This window comes from Synechococcus sp. BA-120 BA3, assembly GCF_034931285.1.
In the GTDB taxonomy this organism is placed as follows: Bacteria; Cyanobacteriota; Cyanobacteriia; order PCC-6307; family Cyanobiaceae; genus Cyanobium.
Map to the genome: position 1 here is coordinate 1 of NZ_JAYGHZ010000017.1, position 16,190 is coordinate 16,190.

At 68.9% G+C, this 16,190-nt stretch carries 17 protein-coding genes and 1 pseudogene; 10 read left to right on the plus strand and 8 right to left on the minus strand.

All coding sequences use genetic code 11. The annotated features are described in order from the left end of the window. The 8 genes and pseudogenes from VB737_RS01730 to VB737_RS01765 all read left to right on the plus strand — a co-directional run. Positions 1 to 230: pseudogene (locus VB737_RS01730) on the plus strand (hypothetical protein); the annotation flags it as partial. A gap of 68 nt (positions 231 to 298) precedes the next feature. After that, a complete protein-coding gene (locus tag VB737_RS01735) occupies positions 299 to 1,510 on the plus strand; it encodes a citrate synthase (protein ID WP_500310600.1) in 1,212 nt (403 codons plus the stop codon). A gap of 51 nt (positions 1,511 to 1,561) precedes the next feature. Then, a complete protein-coding gene (gene nuoH, locus VB737_RS01740) occupies positions 1,562 to 2,713 on the plus strand; it encodes an NADH-quinone oxidoreductase subunit NuoH (protein ID WP_500310602.1) in 1,152 nt (383 codons plus the stop codon). A gap of 77 nt (positions 2,714 to 2,790) precedes the next feature. Continuing rightward, complete coding sequence (gene ndhI, locus VB737_RS01745) at positions 2,791 to 3,393, plus strand: NAD(P)H-quinone oxidoreductase subunit I (protein WP_500310603.1); 603 nt, start codon at positions 2,791 to 2,793, stop codon at positions 3,391 to 3,393. Further along, entirely contained in the window at positions 3,393 to 4,019 is a 627-nt protein-coding gene (locus tag VB737_RS01750; RefSeq protein ID WP_500310604.1) for an NADH-quinone oxidoreductase subunit J, read from the plus strand. Before ndhI ends, VB737_RS01750 begins: the two co-directional genes overlap by 1 nt. Then, the gene (nuoK, locus tag VB737_RS01755) at positions 4,016 to 4,345 is read left to right on the plus strand and encodes an NADH-quinone oxidoreductase subunit NuoK (protein WP_500310606.1); all 330 of its coding nucleotides are present in this window, start codon (positions 4,016 to 4,018) and stop codon (positions 4,343 to 4,345) included. Before VB737_RS01750 ends, nuoK begins: the two co-directional genes overlap by 4 nt. A 27-nt stretch (positions 4,346 to 4,372) precedes the next feature. Beyond that, entirely contained in the window at positions 4,373 to 5,362 is a 990-nt protein-coding gene (locus VB737_RS01760; protein ID WP_500310607.1) for an NAD(+) kinase, read from the plus strand. 16 nt (positions 5,363 to 5,378) lie between these two features. Further along, entirely contained in the window at positions 5,379 to 5,951 is a 573-nt protein-coding gene (locus VB737_RS01765; protein WP_500310609.1) for a CYTH domain-containing protein, read from the plus strand. Positions 5,952 to 5,973: 22 nt separating this feature from the next. Here the strand turns inward: VB737_RS01765 and pedR are convergent, their stop codons facing one another. Next, entirely contained in the window at positions 5,974 to 6,240 is a 267-nt protein-coding gene (gene pedR / locus VB737_RS01770; RefSeq protein ID WP_500310628.1) for a photosynthetic electron transport-dependent transcriptional regulator PedR, read from the minus strand. A gap of 114 nt (positions 6,241 to 6,354) precedes the next feature. Here pedR and VB737_RS01775 point away from each other — a divergent pair, with 114 nt between their 5' ends. Next, positions 6,355 to 7,311, plus strand: coding sequence for a methylenetetrahydrofolate reductase (locus VB737_RS01775; protein WP_500310611.1), 957 nt, complete (start codon positions 6,355 to 6,357; stop codon positions 7,309 to 7,311). Here VB737_RS01775 and VB737_RS01780 read toward each other — a convergent pair. The 6 genes from VB737_RS01780 to VB737_RS01805 all read right to left on the minus strand — a co-directional run bounded on the left by VB737_RS01780 (position 7,246) and on the right by VB737_RS01805 (position 14,555). Continuing rightward, positions 7,246 to 8,427 (minus strand): sugar phosphate nucleotidyltransferase, encoded by a 1,182-nt coding sequence (locus VB737_RS01780; protein ID WP_500310613.1) that lies wholly within the window; start codon positions 8,425 to 8,427, stop codon positions 7,246 to 7,248. The two genes, VB737_RS01775 and VB737_RS01780, sit on opposite strands and share 66 nt — an antisense overlap. Before the next feature lie 47 nt (positions 8,428 to 8,474). Beyond that, positions 8,475 to 9,377 carry a segregation/condensation protein A gene (locus VB737_RS01785; protein ID WP_500310615.1) on the minus strand — a complete coding sequence of 301 codons (903 nt, stop codon included), beginning with the start codon at positions 9,375 to 9,377 and terminating at the stop codon, positions 8,475 to 8,477. A 108-nt stretch (positions 9,378 to 9,485) separates the two neighbouring features. Beyond that, positions 9,486 to 9,878 carry a lipopolysaccharide assembly protein LapA domain-containing protein gene (locus VB737_RS01790; RefSeq protein WP_500310617.1) on the minus strand — a complete coding sequence of 131 codons (393 nt, stop codon included), beginning with the start codon at positions 9,876 to 9,878 and terminating at the stop codon, positions 9,486 to 9,488. Positions 9,879 to 10,004: 126 nt separating this feature from the next. Beyond that, positions 10,005 to 11,606, minus strand: coding sequence for an NAD(P)H-quinone oxidoreductase subunit 4 (locus tag VB737_RS01795; RefSeq protein ID WP_500310618.1), 1,602 nt, complete (start codon positions 11,604 to 11,606; stop codon positions 10,005 to 10,007). Between the two features lie 86 nt (positions 11,607 to 11,692). Then, on the minus strand, positions 11,693 to 13,705 hold the full coding sequence (locus VB737_RS01800) for an NAD(P)H-quinone oxidoreductase subunit 5 (protein ID WP_500310620.1): 2,013 nt from the start codon (positions 13,703 to 13,705) through the stop codon (positions 11,693 to 11,695). 97 nt (positions 13,706 to 13,802) lie between these two features. Further along, positions 13,803 to 14,555 carry an NnrU family protein gene (locus VB737_RS01805; RefSeq protein WP_500310622.1) on the minus strand — a complete coding sequence of 251 codons (753 nt, stop codon included), beginning with the start codon at positions 14,553 to 14,555 and terminating at the stop codon, positions 13,803 to 13,805. A gap of 119 nt (positions 14,556 to 14,674) precedes the next feature. Between VB737_RS01805 and VB737_RS01810 the strand changes: the two genes are divergently transcribed. Further along, a complete protein-coding gene (locus tag VB737_RS01810) occupies positions 14,675 to 15,676 on the plus strand; it encodes a LysR family transcriptional regulator (protein ID WP_500310624.1) in 1,002 nt (333 codons plus the stop codon). Here the strand turns inward: VB737_RS01810 and VB737_RS01815 are convergent. Next, the coding region (locus VB737_RS01815; protein ID WP_500310626.1) for a DUF3172 domain-containing protein at positions 15,651 to 16,190 on the minus strand (540 nt) is incomplete at its 5' end. The two genes, VB737_RS01810 and VB737_RS01815, sit on opposite strands and share 26 nt — an antisense overlap.

A 16,190-nucleotide genomic window follows, 5' to 3' on the forward strand; every position in this document is an offset into this window, starting at 1 on the left:
AGGCGGAGGGGGACGCGGCGGCGCCCTTCCAGTTGTTGCTGGTGGGCCATGAACCGGACCTGGGGCTGCTGGCGGCCCGCCTGCTGGGGGCGCCACCCGGCGCCATCGCCCTGCGCAAGGCGGGCCTGGCCCTGCTGCGCCTGCCCCTGGTGCCGGCCGGGGCGTCGCTGGCCGGCACCGCCCGTCTGGAATGGCTGGTGCGGCCGAAGCTCTGGCTGCCCCGCCCCTGAGCCGGCAGCCGGCGCTACGGCAGCAGCCCGTTCCTGCGCCTAAGTTCGTCCCATCCACAGGATTCGGCATGGCGGCGGTGAGCACCCCAGAGGCCAAAGACCCTCAGGGCACCCCTCCCTCTCCATCGCCCCCGGCGCCGCCCACGTTCCGGCCCGGCCTGGAGGGCGTGCCGGCCACACAGTCGGCGGTGTGCGACATCGAGGGCCAGCGGGGCCTGCTCACCTACCGGGGCTACCCGATCGAGCAGCTGGCGAGCCACAGCAGTTTCCTGGAAACCGCCTACCTGCTGATCTGGGGGGAGCTGCCCACCATCTTCCAGCTGCGGGAGTTCGAGCAGGAGGTGCAGATGCACCGGCGGCTCAGCTTCCGCATCCGGGACATGATGAAGTGCTTCCCGGCCACGGGCCATCCGATGGATGCCCTGCAGGCCAGTGCGGCTTCCCTGGGGCTCTTCTATTCCCGCCGCGCCCTCTACGACCCGCAGTACATCGTCGATGCGGTGGTGCGGCTGATCGCCAAGATCCCCACGATGGTGGCGGCGTTCCAGCTGATCCGGAAGGGCCAGGACCCGATCCAGCCCCGGGACGATCTGGCCTACTCGGCCAACTTCCTCTACATGCTCACCGAGCGGGAGCCCGATCCCCTGGCGGCGCGGATCTTCGACGCCTGCCTGATCCTGCACGCCGAGCACAGCCTCAACGCCAGCACCTTCAGCGCCCGCGTCACGGCCAGCACCCTCACCGACCCCTACGCGGTGGTGGCCTCGGCGGTGGGCACCCTGGCGGGGCCCCTGCACGGCGGCGCCAACGAGGATGTGCTCGACATGCTCGACCAGATCGGCAGCATCGATCAGGTGGAGCCCTGGCTCGACCAGGCCATCGCCCAGAAGCAGAAGATCATGGGCTTCGGCCACCGGGAGTACCGGGTCAAGGATCCCCGGGCCGTCATCCTGCAGGGCCTGGCGGAGGAGCTGTTCCAGCGCTTCGGCCACGACGCCATGTACGACGTGGCTCTCAAGCTGGAGGAGGTGGCCGGGCGGCGGCTGGGGCCGAAGGGCATCTACCCCAACGTCGACTTCTACTCCGGTCTCGTCTACCGGAAGCTCGGTATTCCCCGCGACCTGTTCACCCCCATCTTCGCCATCGCCCGTACGGCAGGATGGCTGGCCCACTGGAAGGAACAACTGGGTGCCAACCGCATCTACCGTCCCTCGCAGATCTACACCGGCCCCGCCGAGCGGGGCTGGCTCCCCCTGGAAAGCCGTCCGGTTCCTGGCTGAGTCACTTCCTGACCCGTTCCCCCCTAGGTTCCCCTCCAACGGAGTTCTCTGATGCTGTCCACTGGCCCGCTGGGTGCCGCCATCGCTCCCCCCGGTCTCGACCTCCAGTCGAGCTTCCTTGACCTCGCCCAGGCCATGGGTCTCACCCCCGGGGCGGCCCGGCTGCTGTGGCTGCCCCTGCCGATGGTCCTGGTGCTGGTGGGTGCCGTGGTCGGGGTGCTGGTGAGCGTCTGGCTGGAGCGCAAGATCTCGGCGGCGGTGCAGCAGCGCATCGGCCCTGAGTACGCCGGCGCCCTGGGGGTGCTGCAGCCCCTGGCCGATGGCCTCAAGCTCGTCTTCAAGGAGGACATCATCCCGGCGCGGGCGGATGCCCTGCTGTTCAGCCTGGGCCCGGTGCTGGTCGTGGTGCCCGTGATCCTCTCCTGGCTGGTGGTGCCTTTCGGCCAGAACCTGCTGATCAGCAACGTGGGGGTGGGCATCTTTCTCTGGATCGCCCTGAGCAGCATCCAGCCCATTGGCCTGCTGATGAGCGGCTACTCCAGCAACAACAAGTATTCGCTGCTGGGCGGCCTGCGGGCCGCCGCCCAGTCGATCAGCTACGAGATCCCCCTGGCCCTCGCGGTGCTGGCGGTGGTCATGATGAGCAACTCCCTGAGCACCGTCGACATCGTCGCCCAGCAGACCGGGGCCGGCATCTTCAGCTGGAACATCTGGCGCCAGCCCGTCGGCTTCGTGATCTTCTGGATCTGTGCCCTGGCCGAGTGCGAGCGTCTTCCCTTCGACCTCCCGGAGGCGGAGGAGGAGCTGGTGGCCGGCTACCAGACCGAGTATTCGGGCATGAAGTTCGCCCTGTTTTATCTGGGCAGCTACATCAACCTGGTGCTCTCGGCCCTGCTGGTGTCGGTGCTCTACCTGGGCGGCTGGAGCTTTCCTGTGCCCGTCGAGTGGATCACCGGCTGGCTCGGTGTCTCCCCCGATGCCCCCCTGGTCCAGGTGATCACCGGTTCGATCGGCATCGTCAGCACGATCCTCAAGGCCTACCTGCTGGTGTTCTTCGCGATCCTGCTGCGCTGGACCACCCCTCGGGTGCGGATCGACCAGCTGCTCGACCTGGGCTGGAAGTTCCTGCTCCCCATCGCCCTGGTCAACCTTCTGGTCACCGCAGGCCTCAAGCTGGCCTTCCCGGTCGCCTTCGGCGGTTGAACCCGTTCCCCGGATACCAACACAGCGGCCCCCCCGGGGCCATCATGGTCCCCATCCCGTAACCCCTCACCCCAGCCATGTTCGGGTTTCTCAAGCAAGTCGGCGACTACACCCGGGAGGCGGTGAGCGCGGCCCAGACGATGACCCAGGGGCTGGCGGTCACCTTCGATCACCTGCGCCGCCGGCCGATCACGGTTCAGTACCCCTACGAGAAGCTGATCCCCTCCGAGCGCTACCGGGGCCGGATCCACTACGAACTGGACAAGTGCATCTCCTGTGAGGTGTGCGTGCGGGTCTGCCCCATCAACCTGCCCGTGGTGGACTGGGTGATGAACAAGGCCACCAAGAAGAAGGAGCTGCGCAACTACTCGATCGATTTCGGGGTGTGCATCTTCTGCGGCAACTGCGTGGAGTACTGCCCCACCAACTGCCTCTCCATGACCGAGGAGTACGAACTGGCGGCCTTCGATCGCCACAGCCTCAACTACGACAACGTCGCCCTCGGCCGCCTGCCCACCAGCGTCACCTCCGACCCGGCGGTGTTCGCCCTGCGCGAACTGGCCTACCTTCCCAAGGGCGCCATGGATCCCCATGGGGTTCCAGCCAGCGAGCCCCGGGCCGGCCAGCTGCCGTCCCAGGTGCTGGCCACCCTCCCCTCCGACAGCACCGCCGAGTCCTGATGTCGATCGCCTCCACCACCCAGCAGATCTGTTTCCTGGTGCTCTCGGCCACCACGGTGATCGGCTCCCTGGGTGTCGTCCTGCTGCCCAACATCGTCTATTCCGCCTTCCTGCTCGGCGGCGTCTTCCTCTCGGTGGCCGGGCTCTACCTGCTGCTTAACGCCAGCTTCGTCGCGGCCGCCCAGATCCTGGTCTACGTCGGGGCGGTCAATGTGCTGATCCTGTTCGCGATCATGCTCGTGAACAAGAAGGAAACTCTCGCCGCGATCCCCGGCCTGCTGGTTCGCCGTCTGCTGTCCGGCGCCGTCTGCGCCGGTCTCTTCGCCCTGCTGCTGCGGGTGGCGTTCACCACCCCGTGGGCCGTGCCGGGCCCCACGCCGGTCGGTGAGGAGGCCACCATCCGCCTCGGCGAGCACCTCTTCACCGACTATCTCCTGCCCTTCGAGCTGGCGTCGGTGCTGCTGCTGATGGCCATGATCGGGGCCATCGTCCTGGCCCGCCGCGACGTCTTCAGCACCGACGTGATCACCGGTGAGCCGGCCGACCAGGGTCTGATTGAGAAGGACCGCACCCCCCTCCTGATCGAGACCGCCGCCAACGCCCCCACCCTGCTCACCAAGCCATGATCCCCGACGCCGCCTCCCCGATCCCCCTCGAGGCCTTCCTGGCCGTGGCGGCCATGCTGTTCTGCGTGGGCGTCTGGGGCCTGATCAACAGCCGCAATGCCGTGCGGGTGCTGATGAGCATCGAGCTGATGCTCAACGCCGTCAACATCAACCTGATGGCTTTCTCCAACTACCTCGACGGGCAGCTGATCCGGGGCCAGGTGTTCGCCATCTTCGTGATCACCGTGGCGGCGGCCGAGGCGGCCGTCGGTCTGGCCATCCTGCTGTCGCTCTATCGCAACCGCGAAACCGTCGACATGGAGCGCTTCAACCTGCTGCGCTGGTAGCGGTGCCTCCGTCCCCGGACTGCGCCCATGCGGCTTGAGAGGGTCTGGCTGATCCTGCGCAAGGGCAGCCAGGCGGCCCAGCGACAGGCCCGCCGCTGCGCCCAGGACCTGCGTTCCCAGGGGGCCGTCGTCACCACCGCCGTCAGCGGGCTGGGGCTGAACCCCTTCCCCGGACTTCTGGCCACCGAAGCGGAGCTGCCCGATCTGGCCGTGGTGCTCGGCGGCGACGGCACCGTCCTGGCGGCCGCCCGTCACCTGGCCAGCTACGGGGTGCCGGTGCTCAGCTTCAACGTCGGCGGCCACCTGGGCTTCCTCACCCACGAGCGGCGCCTGCTCAGGCTTCAGGGCGATGGCCACGGCGAGCCCGGCGGCCACGATCCGGACGACACCCTCTGGCAGCGGCTGCGGGACGACCGCTTCGCCATCGAGCGGCGCATGATGCTGGAGGCCCGGGTCGACCGGGGCGACGGCGTGCCCCAGGAGGGGGATGCGGCCTCCGACGGCGACGTCAGCGGGGTCGGCGATGGCCCCCACACGGCCCTCAACGACTTCTACTTCCGCCCCGCCCTCGACGAGCTCTCCCCCACCTGCATGCTGGAGCTCGAGATCGACGGGGAGGTGGTGGATCAGTACCGGGGCGACGGCCTGATCATCGCCACCCCCACCGGCTCCACGGGCTACGCCATGGCCGCGGGGGGGCCGATTCTGCACCCGGGCATCGAGGCGATCGTGGTCACGCCGATCTGCCCGATGAGTCTCTCCAGCCGGGCGGTGGTGGTGCCCCCCGGCGCCAGGCTGTCGGTGTGGCCCCTGGGGGAGGCCAGCCGCCGGGTGAAGCTCTGGAAGGACGGGGCCCATGCCACTGTGCTGGAACCCGGGGATCGCTGCTTCCTGCAGCGGGGCCGCCATCCGGTGCTGATGCTCCAGCTGGAGCAGAGCCCCTCGTACTACAGCACCCTCACCCACAAGCTCCACTGGGCCGGCAGTCTGACCGCCGTCGAACCGTCCCGCAACTGAACCGCCCACCCTGACCATGGCCCTGGAAATCGAACGCCGCTTCCTCGTCCGCGGCGAGCTGTGGCGCCCCCACGCGCTCAGTGACCGCCTGATCCGCCAGGGGTATCTGGCCAGCGGCGGCGAGGGCCTCACCCTGCGGGTAAGGCTGGCCCGTCCCTCAGCTGGACCCATGGCGGCCTTCCTCACCCTCAAGCTGCCGGCGACCGGCGCGGACCTGCCGGGGCCGGAGCACGGGGACGCGATCCCGGCCGCCGGGGTGGCCCTGACGCGGGAAGAGTACGAGTACCCGATCCCATCCACCGATGCCGAAGCCCTGCTGGAGCGGTGCCCCCATCGGCTCGGCAAGACCCGCTTCGCCCTGGATCTGCCCGGGGGCGACTGGGTCCTGGATGTGTTTGAGGGCGCCAATGCCCCCCTGGTGGTGGCGGAGGTGGAACTGGAGCGGGCCGATCAGCCGGTGGCGGTTCCCCCCTGGTGCGCCAGGGAGATCACCGGCCGCCGCGAACTCAGCAATGCCGCCCTGGCCCGCTGTCCCCTGGCGCTGTGGCCGGAGGCCGACCGGCAGGCCCTGCTGGCCCAGGCCCGCTGAGGGGAGCGACTGCCGGGGCCGCTCAGCGGGGGGCGCCGGTCGTCTCGTCAGGGGGCAGGGCGCAGCAGTTGAATCCGTCACGGCAGATCTTGCCGTGGTCCATGGCCCAGTTCAGCAGGGCCACCCGGTTCTTGGCGCCGGTCTTGGTGAAGATGTTGCTGACGTGGTTGTCGACCGTGCGCTTGCTGATGGTGAGCTGGCCGGCGATCTCCAGATTGGTCAGACCGGTGGCCACCAGCTCGATGATCTCGAGCTCCCGCTCTGACAACTCGCTGCGTGGATGGATCATGGGCCGCTCCAGGGACGGGGACGGGGACAGGGAGCTGGCCGCCGCCACGGACCTGCGCTCAGCCATCGGCTCCTCGGCGAGGGCTGATTCACTCTAGGCAGCGGCTGTTCCATGATGCCCCTGTCTTGGAGATGGCCGTTGCAGCTTCGACAGGCCCTGGCGGACGGTCGGTTCGCCGTCACGGCGGAAGTGACGCCGCCCCGCGGCGGCGATCCCGGCCGCACCCTCGAGGCCGCGACGGCCCTGCGGGGTCTGGTGCATGCGGTCAACGTGACCGATGGCAGCCGGGCCGTGATGCGGATGAGCAGCCTCGCAGTGTGCCGTCTGCTGCTGGAGGCCGGCATCGAGCCCGTGCTGCAGATGACCTGCCGCGACCGCAATCGCATCGCCCTCCAGGCCGATCTGCTCGGCGCCCACGCCCTTGGTATCCGCAACCTGCTCTGCCTCACCGGGGACCCGGTGCGCGCCGGCGATCAGCCCGGGGTTCGCGCGGTGAACGAGCTGGAGGCGGTGCGGCTGCTGCAGCTGGTGCGGGGCCTCAACGCCGGTGACGATCCGGTCAAGGGGGCACTGCCGGACGGGGCCACGGCGCTCTTCCCCGGCGCCGCCGCCGATCCCCAGTCGCCCAGCTGGAGCGGCCTGCTCTCCCGGGTGCGTCGCAAGCAGGAGGCGGGCGCCCGCTTCCTCCAGACCCAGATGGTGATGGATGCGGCCGCCCTGCGCCGCTTCGTGGAGGAGATCACCGGACCCCTCGGACTGCCGGTGCTGGCCGGGGTGTTCCTGCTCAAGTCGGCCCGCAACGCCCAGTTCATCAACCGCGTCGTGCCGGGGGCCTGCATCCCCCAGTCCCTGATCGACCGCCTCGCCGGCGCGGCCGATCCGGCCGCGGAAGGGGTGGCGATCGCCGCCGAACAGGTGGCCACCTACCGTTCCATCGCCCAGGGGGTGCACCTGATGGCGATCAAGGCCGAACACCGCATTCCCCAGATCCTGAGGCTGGCGGGACTAGGGGGCGCCGCTGGCGGCGAGGTCGGTGCCGAGGAGCTCGGCCATGGCCTTCTGCTGCGGTGAGGGTGTGCCCACGTCCTGGCGGCGGGAATCGGTGATCAGCCAGTCGAGGGCAGCCTCCTGGAGATCGAAGTGGTCGCCGTTGCGATCGACGCAGTAGCGGCCATAGACCAGCTTCTCGACAAGCTGGACCCCGGGGCCGATCCGCGAGTAGTCGAAGATGATCGAGTTGTCGATCGTGGCCCCTTCACAGATGTGACAGCTCGGCCCGATCATCGCCGGCCCGATGATCGTGACGCCGTTCTCGATGCGGGTCATGCCGCCCACGAAGATCCGCCCCTCGACGTGGATCTGGTCCCAGTCGGCCGCCACGTTGAGGCCCGCGTAGATGCCGGGGCGCACCTGCTTGCCGGGAATCTGCACCTGGCGGACATGCCCCTGCAGCACGCTGCGGATCGCCTGCCAGTAGTCCGGCACCTTGCCGATGTCGACCCACTCGAACTCCATGGGCAGGGCGTAGAAGGGAGCCCCGGAGTCCACCAGCCTGGGGAACAGATCACCGGCGATGTCGAAAGCTTCGCCGCTGGGGATGAAGTCGAGGACCTGCGGCTCGAAGATGTAGATGCCGGTGTTGATCATGTCGCTGGCGGCCTCCTCGACCGACGGCTTCTCCTGGAAGGAGAGCACCCGCCCGTCCTGGTCGGTCACCACCACCCCGTAGCTGCTCACCTGGTCGCGGGGCACGCGCTTGGTGATGAGGCTGGCCATCGCCCCCTTCTCCCGATGGCGCCGCACGGCCTCGGTGAGATCCAGATCGATCAGGGCGTCACCGCAGAGCACCACGAAGGTGTCGTCAAAAAAGGCCTGGAAGTCCTGGATCTTCTTGAGGCCGCCGGCCGAGCCCATGGCTTCACCGATCAGCTCGCCATCCTTGATGCGCCCCTCGAAGCTGTAGGCGATCTGGACGCCGAAGCGCTGGCCATCACGGAAATAGTTCTCGATCTCCTCAGAAAGGTGGGAGACATTGACCATGATTTCGTTGAAGCCGTGCTCCCGGAGCAATTCGAGCAGAAACTCCATGACGGGTTTCTGGAGGATCGGAATCATCGGCTTGGGCGTTGTGTGCGTGATCGGACGCACCCGTGTTCCCTTGCCTGCCGCCAGGATCATCGCCTTCATCGGCGTCGTTTCAGGTCGGAGGTGAAGTTCCACACTACGGAGAAACCTCAGGCGGCCACTGCTTCCCGAGCCGGCCCCCTATCTGACCCCTGGCCCGACAGCCGCGGCAGGCTCACCGCCTCGCCCCGCTCCTCCCGGCGCCGCCGCAGGCTGAGGGGGCCGTAGAGGCCGCCGTCCTGGGCCAGTTCCACCTTGCCCTGGGAGGACAGGAACAGCAGGGCCCAGAACACCCCCACCCGATCGCTGTCCAGATCGGCGTCCTCCGGCGAGCCGGCGGCGGGGCTGGAGAGGGCCTCCGCCCAGGCGCCCACCAGCGCATCGAAGGCCACCCACTCGATGGTCTCGGCGGTGGGCGCCCATTCCAGCAGGAAGCGGCTCAGGGCCGCGGTGGTCTCCGGCAGTTTCTCCCGATGGGCCAGGGAGGCCACCTGGGCGATCGCCGCCCGCTCGCTGTAGCGGCGGGTGCGGGGCCTGTGCCGCCCTTCCCCCCCCTCCTGCTCGAGCCGCTCGGCGATGTCCTCGAGCTGGCGGATCAGTTCCCCCAGGGTGACGGGGCGCTGCAGGGGGGGTGGCGCCACCGGCCGTCGCTGCAGGTGCCGTTCGGGGCGCCGCGGCAGGGCCACCGCCGAGGGGTCCCAGCCGCCGTCATCCTCGGCGCCGAAGGCGTCCTCCAGCAGCGGCTCGGGCGGGAAGGTGGCCGATTCCAGCAGTTCCGCCTTGAGCCCCACCAGCACCGAGGCGGCCAGGAAGGCCTCGCTCGATTCGGCCAGATCCCGTTCGTAGCTCCCTCCCCGGGGGGCCAGGCGCCTTGGCATCTCGATGCGCTGGCGCAGCTGGTCGAGGAAACCGTCGACGACCGCGATCACATCCACGTCCCAGGGATCGATGTCGCCCCGTTCGGCCGCGTCCTGGAGCAACCGGATGGCGAGTCTGGCGCCCGCTTCTGCCACGCGCGTTGTCCTGCTCGGAGGGTGCCGTCCTCGGGCAAGCTACCGGCTGCGGCCCGATGGCACCAGTCGCGGTGATGACCGAACCGGCCCCAGCGCCCCCCAGCGGCCTCAGTCGGCAGCCAGCGAGAGGCTGCCTTCACCCCCCTCCTCACGGGAGGACGCCGAGCTCTCGCCGGCGGCCGGCAGCAGCCCCAGCTGGGCATCCACCGTGGCCCGGTAGCGGCGCAGATCGTTCTCCAGCTCGCTGATCCGCACCTGCTGGGCCTCCACTTCGCCGGCGGTCTGCAGGGTTTCCACCTTCTTGACCACGCCGCTCCAGACGGCGTAGATCCAGGCGGCGGTGGCACCGAGACCGCCCACCACCAGCAGCAGGGCCGCCAGCGGCAGGGTGGTGCTCACGCCCGGCAGGAAATGCACGGTGGTGGCCGTGGTGTTCTCCAGGGTGAACATCACCGTGGCCAAGCCGAAGCTGAAGATCAGAAGGAAGTTGATCTGCCGCATGGAGACCCTCGCTGTGGGATGGAGGAGCGTAGGCATCCTCCCCGGAGGATGGACGCATGGCCCAGGACCTGCGCAGGGTTTCGTAACCGGCTCCCCACGGCCCCCCCGCCGTGGCGGGGTCCGGGATCAGCCGAGGGCCGGGGCGTGCAGCAGGGCCGGCGGGAGGCTGCCGAAGGCGCCGGTGGCCATCACCGCCGGAACCGGGGCGCGACCCACCTTCACCAGGGCCACGGACTCCCGCTCGACCAGGGCCTCGATCGCGGCCCGGTAGCTGTCGGTGACCAGGCGGGGGTAAAGGCCGATGCCGATGATCGGCACCAGCAGGCAGGAGATCACGTAGATCTCCCGCGGCTCGGCGTCGACCAGGTGGGTGTGGGAGGCGAGCTCGGGGTTCTCCTTGCCGAAGAAGATCTCCCGCAGCATCGACAGCAGGTAGATGGGGGTGAGAATCACGCCGATGGCCGCCAGGACGGCGATGACGATCCGGAAGCTGAGGCTGTAGGCCTCGCTGGTGGCGAAGCCCACGAACACCATCAGTTCGGAAACGAAGCCGCTCATGCCCGGCAGGGCGAGGGAGGCCAGGGAGCAGACGGTCCAGAGGGCGAACATCTTGCGCATCTTCTGGCCCACCCCGCCCATCTCGTCGAGCTGCAGGGTGTGGGTGCGGTCGTAGGTGGCCCCCACCAGGAAGAACAGGCTGGCCCCGATCAGGCCATGGCTGATCATCTGCAGCATGGCGCCGCTGGTGCCCAGGGCGCTGAAGCTGCCGATGCCGATCAGCACGAAGCCCATGTGGCTGATCGAGCTGTAAGCGATCTTGCGCTTGAGGTTGCGCTGGGCGAAGGAGGTGAGGGCGGCGTAGATGATGTTCACCACCCCCAGGATCACCAGCAGGGGGGCGAACTGGACGTGGGCCTCGGGCAGCAGCTGCACGTTGAAGCGCAGCAGCGCGTAGCCGCCCATCTTCAGCAGGATGCCCGCCAGCAGCATGTGCACCGGCGCGGTGGCCTCACCGTGGGCATCGGGCAGCCAGGTGTGCAGGGGCACCACCGGCAGCTTGACGCCGAAGGCGATCAGCAGGGCGGCGTAGCAGAGCACCTGGAAGCCGGTGCCGAACTCCTTGGCGGCCAGCACGGTGTACTCGAAGCTGGGGGCCCCGCCGCCGTAGAAGGCCATGGCCAGGCCGGCCAGGAGGATGAACAGGGAACTGCCGGCGGTGTAGAGGATGAACTTGGTGGCGGCGTACTGGCGCTTCTTGCCGCCCCAGATGGCCAGCAGCAGGTACACCGGCAGCAGCTCGAGCTCCCAGGCCAGGAAGAAGAGCAGCATGTCCTGCACGGCGAACACGGCGATCTGGCCGCCGTCCATGGCCAGGAGCAGGAAATAGAACAGCCTGGGCTTGAAGGTCACCGGCCAGGCCGCCAGGCAGGCCAGGGAGGTGATGAAGCTGGTGAGCAGGATGAGCGGCATCGACAGGCCGTCGGCACCCACCGACCAGGCCAGCCCCAGATCGGGCAGCCACTGCACCCGTTCCACCAGCTGCAGGCCGGGATCGGCCGGGTCGTAGCCGCGCAGGTAGGCCCCCACGGTGACCAGGAAGGTGGTGAGGGCGACGCCGAGGGCGTACCAGCGGACCTGCTTGCCATCGCCCTTGTCGGGCACGAAGGGGATCAGCAGAGCGGCGCCGATCGGGAACAGAATCGCGGTGCTCAGCCAGGGAAAGGGCACAGAACGGTGCTGTCCATCTGGCCGGAGTGTAGAAATTCAGGCCTCCCACCCACCCACCGGATGGGCGTTGTCACACACAGCGGGGCTCAGCCGAAGGCCCCGAACAGCAGCACCATGCCGATGACGCCGCCGAAGACGATCAGGGCATAGAACTGGACCCGGCCGGTCTCGAAGTACTTGAGGCCCTCGCCGCTGCCCAGGGTGAGCAGGCCGGTGAGGTTGACCACCCCGTCTACCACCTTGGAGTCGACATCGAGCACCTGGCGGGCCAGGCGGCGGCTCCCCTGGACGAACAGCTTGTCGTTGATGGCATCGAGGTACCACTTGTTGGCCAGGAAGCGGTTGACGGCCGGGAAGCGGCCCGCCACGGCCGTGCCCAGGTCGATGCGGTGCAGGGCGTAGGCCAGCACCGCCAGGCCGATGCCCAGGCTGGAGATGGCCACCGAGGCGCCCGCCAGGGGCAGGAACTCCCCCCAGCTGAAGTGCTCGGCGACCTCGGCGGCCTCGGCGGGATCCACGAGCAGGCCGAAGCGGCTGTTCCAGGGGGTGCCCAGCAGGCCGATCAGCACCGACGGGACCGCCAGCACCACCAGGGGGGCCGCCATCTGCCAGCCCGACTCGTGGGGATGGCTGGCGTGGGCGTGGTGGCCGCCGTCGTCGGATCCGCCCGCGGGCTGGCCAGCGGCGCCCAGCAGCTGGGCGCGGATGCCGGCGTCCTGGCCGCGGAAGGAACCCTCAAACGTGAGGAAATAGAGGCGGAACATGTAGAAGGCGGTCATCCCGGCGGTCAGGAATCCCATGGCCCAGAGCAGCGGGAAGCTGTTGAAGGCCTGGCCGAGGATTTCGTCCTTGCTCCAGAAGCCGGCCAGGGGGGGGATGCCGCTGATCGCAATGCAGCCGATCAGGAAGGTGGCGGAGGTGATCGGCATGTACTGGCGCAGGCCGCCCATCAGACGCATGTCCTGGGCCAGCACGGGCTCATGGCCCACCACCTCCTCCATGGCGTGGATCACCGAGCCGGAGCCCAGGAACAGCATCGCCTTGAAGAAGGCGTGGGTGACCAGGTGGAACATGCCGGCCACCGGCGCGCCGCAGCCCATGGCCAGCATCATGTAGCCGAGCTGGGAGACGGTGCTGTAGGCCAGCCCCTTCTTCAGATCCATCTGGGTGAGGGCGATCGAGGCGCCCAGGAACAGGGTGATGGTGCCGATCACGGCGATCACCAGCTGCACCTGCGGAAAGGGCTCGTAGACCGGCTGCAGCCGTGCCACCAGAAAAACACCGGCCGCCACCATGGTGGCGGCGTGGATGAGGGCCGAGATGGGGGTGGGGCCCTCCATGGCGTCGGGCAGCCACACATGCAGGGGGAACTGGGCCGACTTGGCCATCGGGCCCATGAACACCAGCAGGCAGAGCAGCACGGCCACCCCGGTGGGCAGGCCGCCGCTGGCGACAGCGGCCGAGAGCCGCTCACCGATCTCCTCAAAGCCAAAGCTGCCGGTGGCCCAGAACAGGCCGAGGATCCCCAGCAGCAGGCCGAAGTCGCCGACCCGGTTGACGACGAAGGCCTTCTGGGCGGCGTTGGCGGCGGCGTCGCGGTCGTACCAGAAGCCGACGAGCAAGTACGAGCACATGCCCACCAGCTCCCAGAACACGTAGATCTCGAGCAGGTTGGGACTGATCACCAGCCCCAGCATCGAGCTGCTGAACAGGGCCAGGTAGGTGAAGAAGCGGACATAGCCCTTGTCGTGGGCCATGTAGCCGTCGGAATAGACCATCACCAGCAGGGCGATGGTGGTGACGAGCGAGAGCATCACCGCCCCGAGGGCGTCGACGCGGAAGCCCATCTGCAGGTGGAAGGTGCCGGCGCCGGCCCAGTCGAACAGGACCTCGGTGGCGCCGGCTCCGGCCAGCTGCTCGGCCAGGATCGCGAAGCTCAGCACCGCGGCCATGCCCACGGAGGTGATGAGCAGCAGCGCCACCGGCTTGCGCAGGCGGTTGACGGTGCGGTTGAAGGTGATCAGCCCCAGGCCGGTGAGGCAGGCCCCCAGCAGGGGAAGCACCGGGATCAGCCAGGCAAGTTCGGAAGCGGCGGGCATCCTGGGGGCTCTGTTGGCGCGAGTTTAGGCAGGCCCGTCGGCCAGGCTCCGGCTCTGTGGGGGCCTGCCCATCGACCCCCGCCGGCCGCCGGCCGCTTCAGCCCAGCCAGTGGGCGAGGCCCGTGCGCGAGAAGGTGGTGGCACCGAGGCCGATCCAGCGGTGGGCCCACCAGAGGACGCCGACGGCGATGGCGATCCCCAGCTGGGAGGGCCGCAGGAATTCCGCCGCCACCAGCGTCTGGCGGCCGTCCAGCACGGCGGCGAAGGGCAGCACCGAGGTGGAGGCGCGCAGCTCCTCGAAGGCGGCGCCGAAGCGGTTGCGCAGGCGCCGGTCCCCGTTCCAGACGGCGAACAGGTGATGGCCGATCAGCCCCACGCAGGCCACCAGGGTGAAGCTGGTGCCGATCCAGAGCAGGTGGGTGGCGCACCAGAGCACCTGCCCCACGGCCTGGGGATGGCGGCTCACCCGGATGATTCCGGTGGCGTACAGGCGCACCTGGGGCTTGAGCACCGCCGGGATCTCCAGCAGGTTGTAGGTGGCCGGATACAGGAACAGGAAGCTGATGGCCGTGCCGGTCCAGACCAGCGGCACCACCCAGGGCTGGTCCTGCAGGTTCCAGAGCCTGATCCCGTCGTAGCGGTGGGCCAGGAAGTAGCCCACCACCACCACGGCCGAGGGAATGCTGAGCCCGGCGAACAGCAGGCGCCAGAGCCGGGCGCCGATCCGCTGCTCCCCCCAGGCCCTCAGGGAGGCCCCGCCGCTGTGGATCAGGGCGAAGAGCAGCAGCAGGGCCAGCATCACCACGCTGCTGTGCTGGGGGCCCACCGGAAGCAGGGGAAGCGAGGGCATCGGGGAGCGGCGTCCTGGAGCGGATGTGACAGGCCGATTCTTGCCACCGGGAGAGCCCCCTAGAGTTCCGCACGGCCTGCCGGCTCCGGCGAACGGTCCCCCCGCGGCCTCCCCGACCCATGGCAGACCTGCCTTTCACCCTCGACCAGCTGCGCATCCTGCGCGCCATCGCCAGCGAGGGCAGCTTCAAGAAGGCGGCCGACAGCCTCTACGTCACCCAGCCGGCGGTGAGCCTGCAGATCCAGAACCTTGAGAAACAGCTCGACGTCTCCCTGTTCGACCGCGGTGGCCGCAAGGCCCAGCTCACCGAGGCCGGCCACCTGCTGCTCAGCTACTGCGACCGGATCCTGAGCCAGTGCCAGGAGGCCTGCCGGGCCCTCGACGATCTCCACAACCTGCGCGGCGGCTCCCTGGTGGTGGGGGCGAGCCAGACGACGGGGACCTACCTGATGCCCCGCATGATCGGATTGTTCCGCCAGAAGTACCCGGACGTGGCGGTGCAGCTGCAGGTGCACAGCACCCGCCGCACCGGCTGGAGCGTGGCCAACGGCCAGATCGACCTGGCGATCATCGGCGGCGAACTGCCGGGGGATCTCAACGACCTGCTGCAGGTGGTGCCCTACGCCAACGACGAACTGGCCCTGGTGCTGCCCCCCAAGCACCCGCTCTCCCGCCTGCCCGAGCTCACCAAGGACGATCTCTACCGCCTCGGTTTCGTCTGCCTGGACGCCCAGTCCACCACCCGCAAGATGGTGGACCAGCTGTTGAGCCGCTCCAAGCTCGACGTGCAGCGGCTCAAGATCGAGATGGAGCTCAACTCCTTCGAGGCCATCAAGAACGCCGTCCAGGCGGGCCTGGGGGCGGCGTTCCTGCCGGTGGTGTCAATCGAACGGGAGCTGGCCGCCGGCACCCTGCACCGGCCCCAGGTGGCCGACCTGATGGTGCGGCGCCAGCTGAAGCTGATCACCCACCCGGCCCGCTACTGCTCGCGGGCCGCCGACGCCTTCCGCCGCGAGGTGCTGCCCGTGTTCGCCAGCCCTGACAGCCCCCTGCGTCAGGTGCAGACGACGCCGGGGCTGGCCGAGCGCAACGGGCTCAGAACTGATCGGCCTCCGGTGTGATGCCGACGGCGTCATCGGCGGCGCCGGCGACCCCCCGGGTCTGGAATTTGTTGCCGGTGATGTCGGTCTGGTAGACGCAGCGCACGATCGGTTTGTCGCGCACCGAGCCGATGTAGGCGAAGGTGTTCATCCGCTGCTTGCACTGGCGCATCTGCTCGGCGGTCACGGCGCCCTCCTTCTGCAGCACCGACCAGTTCTCCCGGCGGATGACGCAGCCGGGCTGGAGGGTGGGCTGGGTGACGAAGCTGCTGCTGGGGTTCATCGTGGTGTACAGCTCGATGTCCATCACGAAGGCACTGGCGCCCCACTGTTTGCAGAACTCGGGGTCGGGCACCGCCATGTCGAGCTGCTGGGCGCTGGCAATGTTGCCCTGGTTGCCCTGGGTGGTGCTGGTCACGGCGCTGCCGATGCCGATGCCCACGACCAGCACCCCCGCCAGAACGGCGACCGTGGCCACGTTGAGCTGGATGTTGGGGCCGCCGCCGCCCGGTGGGCCCCCGCCGTTGCCGGCGGG

Coding starts and splice junctions, on each gene's coding strand:
- ndhI (WP_500310603.1), top strand. CDS start 2,791: ATGTTCGGGTTTCTCAAGCAAGTCGGCGACTACACCCGGGAGGCGGTG.
- VB737_RS01775 (WP_500310611.1), top strand. CDS start 6,355: ATGCCCCTGTCTTGGAGATGGCCGTTGCAGCTTCGACAGGCCCTGGCG.
- VB737_RS01790 (WP_500310617.1), bottom strand. CDS start 9,878: ATGCGGCAGATCAACTTCCTTCTGATCTTCAGCTTCGGCTTGGCCACG.
- pedR (WP_500310628.1), bottom strand. CDS start 6,240: ATGATCCATCCACGCAGCGAGTTGTCAGAGCGGGAGCTCGAGATCATC.
- VB737_RS01760 (WP_500310607.1), top strand. CDS start 4,373: ATGCGGCTTGAGAGGGTCTGGCTGATCCTGCGCAAGGGCAGCCAGGCG.
- VB737_RS01810 (WP_500310624.1), top strand. CDS start 14,675: ATGGCAGACCTGCCTTTCACCCTCGACCAGCTGCGCATCCTGCGCGCC.
- nuoK (WP_500310606.1), top strand. CDS start 4,016: ATGATCCCCGACGCCGCCTCCCCGATCCCCCTCGAGGCCTTCCTGGCC.
- VB737_RS01800 (WP_500310620.1), bottom strand. CDS start 13,705: ATGCCCGCCGCTTCCGAACTTGCCTGGCTGATCCCGGTGCTTCCCCTG.
- VB737_RS01765 (WP_500310609.1), top strand. CDS start 5,379: ATGGCCCTGGAAATCGAACGCCGCTTCCTCGTCCGCGGCGAGCTGTGG.
- VB737_RS01805 (WP_500310622.1), bottom strand. CDS start 14,555: ATGCCCTCGCTTCCCCTGCTTCCGGTGGGCCCCCAGCACAGCAGCGTG.
- VB737_RS01750 (WP_500310604.1), top strand. CDS start 3,393: ATGTCGATCGCCTCCACCACCCAGCAGATCTGTTTCCTGGTGCTCTCG.
- VB737_RS01780 (WP_500310613.1), bottom strand. CDS start 8,427: ATGAAGGCGATGATCCTGGCGGCAGGCAAGGGAACACGGGTGCGTCCG.
- VB737_RS01735 (WP_500310600.1), top strand. CDS start 299: ATGGCGGCGGTGAGCACCCCAGAGGCCAAAGACCCTCAGGGCACCCCT.
- nuoH (WP_500310602.1), top strand. CDS start 1,562: ATGCTGTCCACTGGCCCGCTGGGTGCCGCCATCGCTCCCCCCGGTCTC.